We start from the raw sequence: 7536 nt of genomic DNA, 5'->3' as shown, positions 1-7536 counted from the left end.
GCCAAGTTTCTTTGCCACATTGAGATCGCCGGAGTTGAGCAGGTTGACTTTGCTATTCATGTTTTGAGCGGCCTGAGCGTACTCAAAATACACCGATAGCGCTGCCGTTTCTGTTATGTCGTCACGCATCGCCCATTGCCAGAAATTACCCGCTTTGCCAGGTAGGGAAATCTCGACGGGGCGCATCGCCTTCAAACAGTAAAAGCACCCGACGAAGAGGCAGAGTAACATCGAGCCAAGGGCAACAATGGGGTATATTTCATCTCCCCAAGCTTGCTTTGCGGCTCCCGCCGCAAGCCCCGATGAAACCGCTATTCCCAACGTCACATAAATTCGAAACAGCTCTAAGGCTTGCCTATCGGTGGCAAGGAGCAGCGTCAGCCACGCCACGTCTCTCCCTCTAGAGTCATCTAACATTGCCTTTATATCGATCTTCGCCCTAGGCGTCGTTTTCGTTGCTGATTTGGTGGTGCTCACGGCTTTTTCCACGATGCATCCTTTGCCAGTCCAAGTCTGTTGAGGTCGATGAGACCTATATTGGCCGCAAACGTATAATCGCATTTTTTGTCGAGCGTAGAAGCCCGCCAACGAGCGTCAGTCGCCGGCCTTCCCATCACACGTCCGATGGTCGCCTCGCTCGTCCTGGCCTGCCTCTGGCGGCACAGCGGCCGATTTCGCGACTTCCTTCGCCAACAGCCTGGCGCACCGATCGCATTTGTCGACGTCACCCGGATCCCGCAGCCAGCCGGCGGCTGCGTCCTGAGAGCCGCAGAGCGACACGGCCAGGCCGACACCGGGGCGCCGGAAGTAGTGAGCCTTGGTGGCTGTTGGCGACTTGAGCGCCCAGCCCTCTCGGAAACTGGCCATGTCTATTTGTGCTCCACCGGGATCATCCGGCCCTTGCGGAAAAGGCGCTCGGCCGCGTCGCGGGCGCTGGTGATGGTTTCGCCATCGCGCCTCATATTTCCATTGAAGTAGCGCAGCAGGTTCTCGGTGACAGCCTTCCATGCCTCTGCCTCGGTCGGGAACAGCATGGGCGTGCCTTTCGGGCCGAGCACCGGCTCGGCCTGGCCGTCCTCCGCGAAGCGCAGCATGGCATGGTGGCCGCCGACGACCGGCGTTGTGAAGCCTGCGAAGTGGTTCAAAGCATGCTCTCCTGGCGGATGGAGTTGCCTATCAGATGCGTGTTTGGTAGCTGGTCAGTTTGTAATTCCATCGTGGAGGGGGAAATGAAAATAGGCATCTGGGTCTCTGGGTTGATAGCAACTGGATTGGCTGGAGCAATGATTGGTTATGCCGTTGACCCACATGAAGGCGCTATTGCTGGATGGGGCCTCGTAGGTGGCATGGCTGCTTTTACATGTAGCCGCCTATGTCTCGCTGAGAGACGTCAGTAGAGGAGCGGGCGTGCTTCATGCCGCCGCCCCGCTGATGCGCTTGCGATAGTCTTCGGCGATAGCCTCCAGAACGACGAGTTCGCGGCGCTTTGCCACGATCTCGTGTTCCGGCCGCCTGTTGCGACCAGCTGAAAAACTGTCGAGCCAGGTCCGCTTGGAGACGATCAGCGATCGGACCGTGACCAGCTTGGCCTCGTCGTCGACTACGATTGAGTCGCCCATCATTCCGGCGTCCCCGGCTGATAGTCCTTCCAGTCGACGCGGCTGGTGATGGTCGGCCCGGCGTATTCGCCGACAAGGTTCTGCTCCCAGACGAACCAGCCGGTGTTCATGCGGCTGCTGGCTTCGTTGCCGTCCCAGCCATCGCGATGCATCATCGGCAGGCGCCGCGTGAAGATGTAGACGCGCGCCGGCTTGTTCTCGTCCATCGCGAAATTGCGGTCGGGATCGTCGAAGCCGCAGAAGAAATTCAGGTTTAGCAGCAGCGCCATTTTCGCCGGCCGATGCACGCGCAGCGCATGGGCGACGAAGGCGTTGAGCACCGAGCCGTAGGGTGGATTGGTGACGATGTCGTCACAGCCTTCCTCGGGCTCGCTGGTCAGGAAGTCCTGCACGTTCTGGCAGACGCCATGGCGGTCGTGGGTGTCRTAGTCGATCAGGTCGGACAGGACGACGTCATAACCGGCGGCCTCCAGCATGCGCGAGATCGCGCCACGTCCGCACGCCGGCTCCAGGATGCGACCGCCGAACGTCTCCAGCGCCAGCAGCGTGTGCATGGCCTCCGGACAGGTCTCGTAGAGATTGTTGCCGCGCTCGGCGGCGCTGGCGCTGTCCGTGCCGATCGCTAGGCGCAGGTTCGCCCGGCTCGGCTCGAGTCCGGCGGCGACGCGGCCGGCGATGGCGCGTTCGACGATACCAGGATCCCGGCGCTCAGCATCGGCCAGCTTCCGCGCCTCATGGATTTCCTTCCGCGAGAGGCCGGCTTCGGCCGCCGTGAAACCGTTCTCGTCGGGAACGCTTTTCTTCGGCCTGCCGCCCTTGGACGCCTCGCCGGATTCCTGGGCCGCAGTCCATTCGGTGGCAATCGTGATCTTGGCGCGGGCTTCGATCAGCAGCGCGTCACCTTGCAGCCGACGCGCTTTGGCGATCAKGTGCTCGCCGGCATGGAAGCGCGTCGCATAGCTGCCTGCCGCCTTGGCCTGGTCATAGGCCCCGGCCGCGAGCATGCGCGCCGCAGCGACGTCACCATCGTCAAACAGCACCCGAGCGCGCTCGATGACCTGAGCGAGACCCGAAGCATCAAAGGGGGCGACTGCGTTCATTCGCGCACCAGCTGGGCCAAGGCAGCGCGGCAGGATGCGGCCAAGCGCTCATCGGCAGTGATGTCGCGGTCGGCCAAAGCCTTGGTCGTTTCGACGTGCTCGGCGATGGCGGCCATTTCTGCTTCATGGCGTCTCAGCTCAGCCTTGCGGTTGACCTCCAGCTCCTCCAGGTTGCTCTTCATCCGCTTGGTGGTGTCGGCGATACGCTGCTCATATTTGGCGACGCCCTTGCGGTGGACGGTGGCGATGCGCTCCCGCTCCATCTCCGGCTCTACCGATCCGAGCGGCGTGGCATTTGTCAGCTCGKCATCGATGTGCTTGGCGAGATCCTGGTCGATGGCGTTCATGTTAGTTGATCCTCAGGTGGATGCCGCGACACGACACGCGCGGGATTGCCCGTGCGCGAAGACGGCGAATGAAACGGGAGAGTTTGGCGGTCATTGCGCTTGGTCGCCGTATTGCTCGGCCACGACGGCGCCGATCACCTCCTCGACCCAATCTTCCCGCCACCAGGGCGTCTTTCGGAAGGTCGGAAGGTTGGCAGTGGCAGAGCCGTAGCCGCGATAGCCGCAGCACTTGGCGATCCCCATGCGCCGCGCGTCGGGAAACGCCTCGAGYAGCGCCGCGAAGGCGATATGCCTTCCCCTCGAGTCCCTGTGCGCCACCTGACCAAGCGCCGTCAGGACAGGGTTCGTGCCGCTCAGCCGGCAAGCCGTGACGATCGCCAGCGCGATCTGATCTGCGGTCGGGAACATTCAGATGATTCCTGCGGCGAAGCGGTCGGCTTCCCGATCCGCCTGCCCTTTGAGGCGGACGATCAGTTCGGCATGCGACCAGATGGCTGATTTCAGTGCCACGGCCTCGGCCAGGAGCACGCTGTTGAGCGTGTCGAGGCTTGCCCGGTACCAGTGCTGCCCGAGATGGCAGTTCGCCAGGGACCGTTCGACGCCAAGCACGATGGTGCGCGCCACCAGGAGCCCCGGCGTCCATACGAGGTGAGCGAAATGAAGCCTCTCCCACCGGCCTGCCTGGAGTTGCGGAAGGTGGCCTTCAATGTTCTCGGCCGTTGCGAGGCGGAACACACCCGGATCGGCGTCAAAGCCTACGGCGCAGACCGCGGCATAGCCCACGTTCTTTCTGCGCTGCACGAGATGGCGCGGCATGGCGATATCAAGCATTTTCCTGCTCCTCCCGCCGGCGCTGCTTTTCCTCTTTCTTGCGATCCCTGCGCCGCTGATCGATCTCGCGAACACTCAGGCGCCGGAAGCTCCGGCTGGTTCGGACCAGGCCGAACTCCTGCTCGATGCCGGCGAGGATCTGACCCAGCACGCGGTTTTTGACGTCGTTAAGCGATTGCCTCGACATCACCTCGGTGCGGTACGGGTCCCAGACGCGGGTGCRGAACTCGACCCCATGCCCGCCGGCGTGCGCCAGGAACGTCCTCTTGTAGCGCTGCACTTCCTGCCCTGCCCGCCCGGCCCGCACGAAGCGCAGCAAGTCCATGATGTCGACCATGCGATCGACGGCCGACTCGTGGACCACGATGCGAACCTCGGTCGTGTCATACTGCGGCATGCCGTCGGCCATGCGTGACAGCTCGCGCACATAGGCTTGATGCTCCGTCTCTCGCGATGACGGCATGGCCGACCCGACCCTAGCGACCATGCGGCGCTCGACGTCGGGCATGTTGCGCGCCGTGTCGACGGCGTCGGCGAACAGGACCCAGAGAAGGTCGCGCGCCGTGGGCAGGCCATGCGGGTTCTTTGCGAAGAAGATATCCTCGGCATGGCGCATGTGCTCGATAAAGCGGTCGATCCTCTTCTCCAGGTCGACCGGGGTGTCGAGAAAAAGACGCTTCATTCCAATCAACCTCGATCCGCCGACGCAGCCGTTCCGGTTCCAGATGTTGCCAAATTGGTAACACTATTTGCAAGCGAAAGGTCGGCCGGCCACCGTGTTTTCCGCTTCATAAATTTGTGTTTGACCGCGCTCTGCACGCCCGCTTCGCCGTACTCCCGGCGGATCGATCCCAGCCACTCCCGCCACTCGGGACGATCGGGCGTGATGTAAAAATTCCCGTCGCTGTCGAGGGGAGGCGCGCCATCGAACTCGACCCACAGCCGGTCGCGAAGGAACAGGATCATCCGTGCTGGCTTGTTCCGGTGAACCATTGCGATCCGGTAAGCTTCCGCCGCGCCCAGGACCTTGGACCTGACGTCGGGCTCCAACTTGCAGAACAGCCTTGACGCTACCTCCCGATTGTCAGGCCGTGACTGCTCCGGCCATGAGGACCAAAAAATATCAAAATCCCTGCCCTCCTCCCCCTTGGGGGTTAGGGGGGAAGATTCAGTTATTGTTTTAGTAAGTCCTTTGTATGTGTCGCATTTCCCGTTGACCGGTGGACCAGTTACCGGATTTTCAGGAAGCGGTGATGCCGCTTCCTGGTTTTCAGGACACGGTCCGACCGCTTCCTGATTTTCAGGACGCGGCAGCGGCAGGCTCTCAGGCACAGCATCATCGTGGACGGTGTAGTTATAGGCGCCGAAGCGGCCGTCTGAACTCTTGGTCTGCTCGCGCTTGAGATAGCCGATATCCTCCAGCTTCTGGAGGATCCGATAGACCTTGTCGCGGCCGATGCCGCCCTGGTTCTGGAGGTTCTTCACCGACACGTTCCAGTCGTGCGGCTTCGCCAGCAGGTAGACCAGCACGCCACGCTCCTCGAACGTCAGCCTGTCGTCACTGGCGACAGCGTTCGGGATAATTGCATACTGGTCCGCCCGCTTGCGGGTAATGATCGTCATGATGTCGCTCTCTCAACTGCGAGGAGCGGCAATCCTACAAGCTACAAATGGTATTGCCGTTCAGTGTCTTTAGTTCAGCCTATCCGATCGAAGACAACACCGCCGATAGGATTTGATTAGTCATGCCGGGGCCGACAGTGTCTGCCAGATATGCCGCTGCCGCCACCAGATGCACCTTTGCAGCATGCTCTGCAGCGGCTGCTCCAATACTTCTGGCCGTCATGCAAAATCCGGCCATCACGGCTTTAACTTCGCCGTCTACCGTCGGCCCCACGTCAGTCTGCTTCATTTTAGTTAAATCCTCCGGAATGTTTCAGGCTGAAACATTGCGTGGCTGACATAAGACCAAGTTATTGCCGGAGGAAATCAAGTCTCCGAGTACAGGCGGAGTGGCATAGCTAGCCCTGCTCCCTGGCCCCAGCGACCACGGCCAAAGGATCGTTGGCCGGTTCCAGCGTGGAACCTGCCTTCTGGCAAAGTCGGTTGTAACGGCCGAGAAGATCGAAGATGGCTTTGCCCCGCCAGTTGGACGCGTCGCCATACCAGGCTTCCCGCACGCGCCAGTGGCCGCGCGGGTAGCCGAGATTGTCACAGGCAGCGTTGATCTGGGCCTTGATGCCCATGCCTGGCTTGATAGGTCCGGCGGCCTTGAAGACCACCTGTTGTAGTACTGCAGCAATGTCTTGCATCGATTCCTCACAAAAAACAGGAGAAGGAACGACGACCCGTCGGGTTTCTCGGATGCCCTGTCGGACACCTCCAACAATTTCCGCGCCATTGTCGCCACCTGTGCAAGGGGGCTGCGAATGACGAGTGACGATGATACCTGGACACCGTTTGGTGTCGCGGCTTGGGGAGTTGTTGAACGCGCCGACCGACTTCGGACGGAACGAGGAACCTTGTTGATCGTACCTCGGGTCAAGCCGAAGCTTGTCGCATCGCAACGACATGAGCAGCCTCCTTGCCCAACCAGTCATTTGCCGTCACCTCACCGCCGGTCATAACGATGATGCGATCGAGGTATGGCTGCTTCGGCATCCGACCGGCCTCATAGCGGTCGATCGACAGCCGAGTGCAGTCGATCGTCCGACCGACCTCAGCTGAACTCAGATTGCGCTCTTCGCGCTACTTGTTAAGGGGATGCAGATTTTCCATGCGCGGGTTTTGGCACCATTCTGGTTACACGTCAAGTGTTGTAACCGATCTGGCACAGTTTCGCTGGGAATCGTTTTGAGCTACCGCCATGTCATGAAGAACGGAATCAAACATTTCCGCCAGAAGCTGGGCATCAGCAAGGCCGAGTTATCGCGCCGCGTCGGCACCACGCGCCAGCAGATGGGCCGCCTTGAGGACGACGAGCGCAAGCTGTCTCCCGAATGGGCGACGAAGATCGCCGCGGTGCTCAAATGCACGCCCCAGGAACTCATGTTCCCCGAGCTTGCCCGCATCGACATCAGCCCCTTCAACCACGTGTTCGAGATCCGCAGTGACGGCGAGAGCCGGCCGAAATCACCAGGACTCTCTCTTGAAAACGAATTTCTGACCCGGATGCTGCCGAATGCATCCGCCCACAACCTCCGGTTCATGATGGTCGACGCCTCCCAGGCCAACGGCCTCGTCACCAAAGGTGATGCGCTTGTCATCGATACTGATGACAACCAACCAACACGACCAGGCCTTTATGCCCTCGATATCGCCAGCGTGGTGCAATGGCGCTATCTTTCGCCGACCACAACGGGCACTGTCACGGTCCACAGCGACAATCCGGCTGCGATTAATGAGACGGTAAAACCTGAGGAATTGCACGTCATTGGCCGTGCTCGGCTCAGAATTTCCACACTCTGATCTGCTTTTTTTTAGCTACCGTGTAACCATTTTAGCCACACCACTTGCAATCAGAACCAAATTGGTTACGATCACTTCACGCAGAAGGATCGCTAGACCGATGGCCCAGTTTCCCCTGGTTGTATTTTCCCATCATGGCTGGCGGTCTGGTGTCGAGTATCTGCGTGTTCC

General features: G+C 60.5%; 13 protein-coding genes. 1 reads left to right on the top strand and 12 read right to left on the bottom strand.

Going from position 1 to position 7536, the window contains the following annotated elements:
* The 12 genes from ACXJ7R_RS19845 to ACXJ7R_RS19790 form a co-directional block, all read right to left on the bottom strand.
* The coding region (locus ACXJ7R_RS19845; RefSeq protein WP_457153331.1) for a hypothetical protein at positions 1–477 on the bottom strand (477 nt) is incomplete at its 3' end.
* A 117-nt stretch (positions 478–594) separates the two neighbouring features.
* Positions 595–867 carry a hypothetical protein gene (locus ACXJ7R_RS19840; RefSeq protein ID WP_457153330.1) on the bottom strand — a complete coding sequence of 91 codons (273 nt, stop codon included), beginning with the start codon at positions 865–867 and terminating at the stop codon, positions 595–597.
* 2 nt (positions 868–869) lie between these two features.
* A complete protein-coding gene (locus tag ACXJ7R_RS19835) occupies positions 870–1145 on the bottom strand; it encodes a hypothetical protein (RefSeq protein ID WP_457153329.1) in 276 nt (91 codons plus the stop codon).
* Between the two features lie 267 nt (positions 1146–1412).
* Entirely contained in the window at positions 1413–1622 is a 210-nt protein-coding gene (locus ACXJ7R_RS19830; protein ID WP_457153328.1) for a hypothetical protein, read from the bottom strand.
* Positions 1619–2719 carry an SAM-dependent methyltransferase gene (locus tag ACXJ7R_RS19825; protein WP_457153327.1) on the bottom strand — a complete coding sequence of 367 codons (1101 nt, stop codon included), beginning with the start codon at positions 2717–2719 and terminating at the stop codon, positions 1619–1621. Before ACXJ7R_RS19825 ends, ACXJ7R_RS19830 begins: the two co-directional genes overlap by 4 nt.
* On the bottom strand, positions 2716–3066 hold the full coding sequence (locus ACXJ7R_RS19820) for a hypothetical protein (protein ID WP_457153326.1): 351 nt from the start codon (positions 3064–3066) through the stop codon (positions 2716–2718). The genes ACXJ7R_RS19825 and ACXJ7R_RS19820 overlap by 4 nt, the downstream gene beginning before the upstream one ends.
* A gap of 90 nt (positions 3067–3156) precedes the next feature.
* Positions 3157–3474, bottom strand: coding sequence for a hypothetical protein (locus ACXJ7R_RS19815; RefSeq protein ID WP_457153325.1), 318 nt, complete (start codon positions 3472–3474; stop codon positions 3157–3159).
* The gene (locus tag ACXJ7R_RS19810) at positions 3475–3897 is read right to left on the bottom strand and encodes a hypothetical protein (protein ID WP_457153324.1); all 423 of its coding nucleotides are present in this window, start codon (positions 3895–3897) and stop codon (positions 3475–3477) included. It abuts the gene before it with no gap.
* A complete protein-coding gene (locus ACXJ7R_RS19805) occupies positions 3890–4579 on the bottom strand; it encodes a hypothetical protein (RefSeq protein ID WP_457153323.1) in 690 nt (229 codons plus the stop codon). Before ACXJ7R_RS19805 ends, ACXJ7R_RS19810 begins: the two co-directional genes overlap by 8 nt.
* 5 nt (positions 4580–4584) lie before the next feature.
* Positions 4585–5520 (bottom strand): hypothetical protein, encoded by a 936-nt coding sequence (locus ACXJ7R_RS19800; protein WP_457153322.1) that lies wholly within the window; start codon positions 5518–5520, stop codon positions 4585–4587.
* A 79-nt stretch (positions 5521–5599) separates the two neighbouring features.
* The gene (locus tag ACXJ7R_RS19795; RefSeq protein ID WP_457153321.1) at positions 5600–5809 is read right to left on the bottom strand and encodes a hypothetical protein; all 210 of its coding nucleotides are present in this window, start codon (positions 5807–5809) and stop codon (positions 5600–5602) included.
* Between the two features lie 109 nt (positions 5810–5918).
* Complete coding sequence (locus tag ACXJ7R_RS19790) at positions 5919–6470, bottom strand: hypothetical protein (protein WP_457153320.1); 552 nt, start codon at positions 6468–6470, stop codon at positions 5919–5921.
* Positions 6471–6750: 280 nt separating this feature from the next.
* Here ACXJ7R_RS19790 and ACXJ7R_RS19785 point away from each other — a divergent pair, with 280 nt between their 5' ends.
* Positions 6751–7365: a helix-turn-helix domain-containing protein gene (locus ACXJ7R_RS19785; protein ID WP_457153319.1), complete on the top strand. Its 615-nt coding sequence runs from the start codon at positions 6751–6753 to the stop codon at positions 7363–7365.
* Positions 7366–7536: the final 171 nt, after the last annotated feature.

The sequence above is a fragment of the Mesorhizobium sp. P5_C1 genome (assembly GCF_054049815.1).
This window is presented reverse-complemented; position numbering and strand designations above follow the sequence as displayed.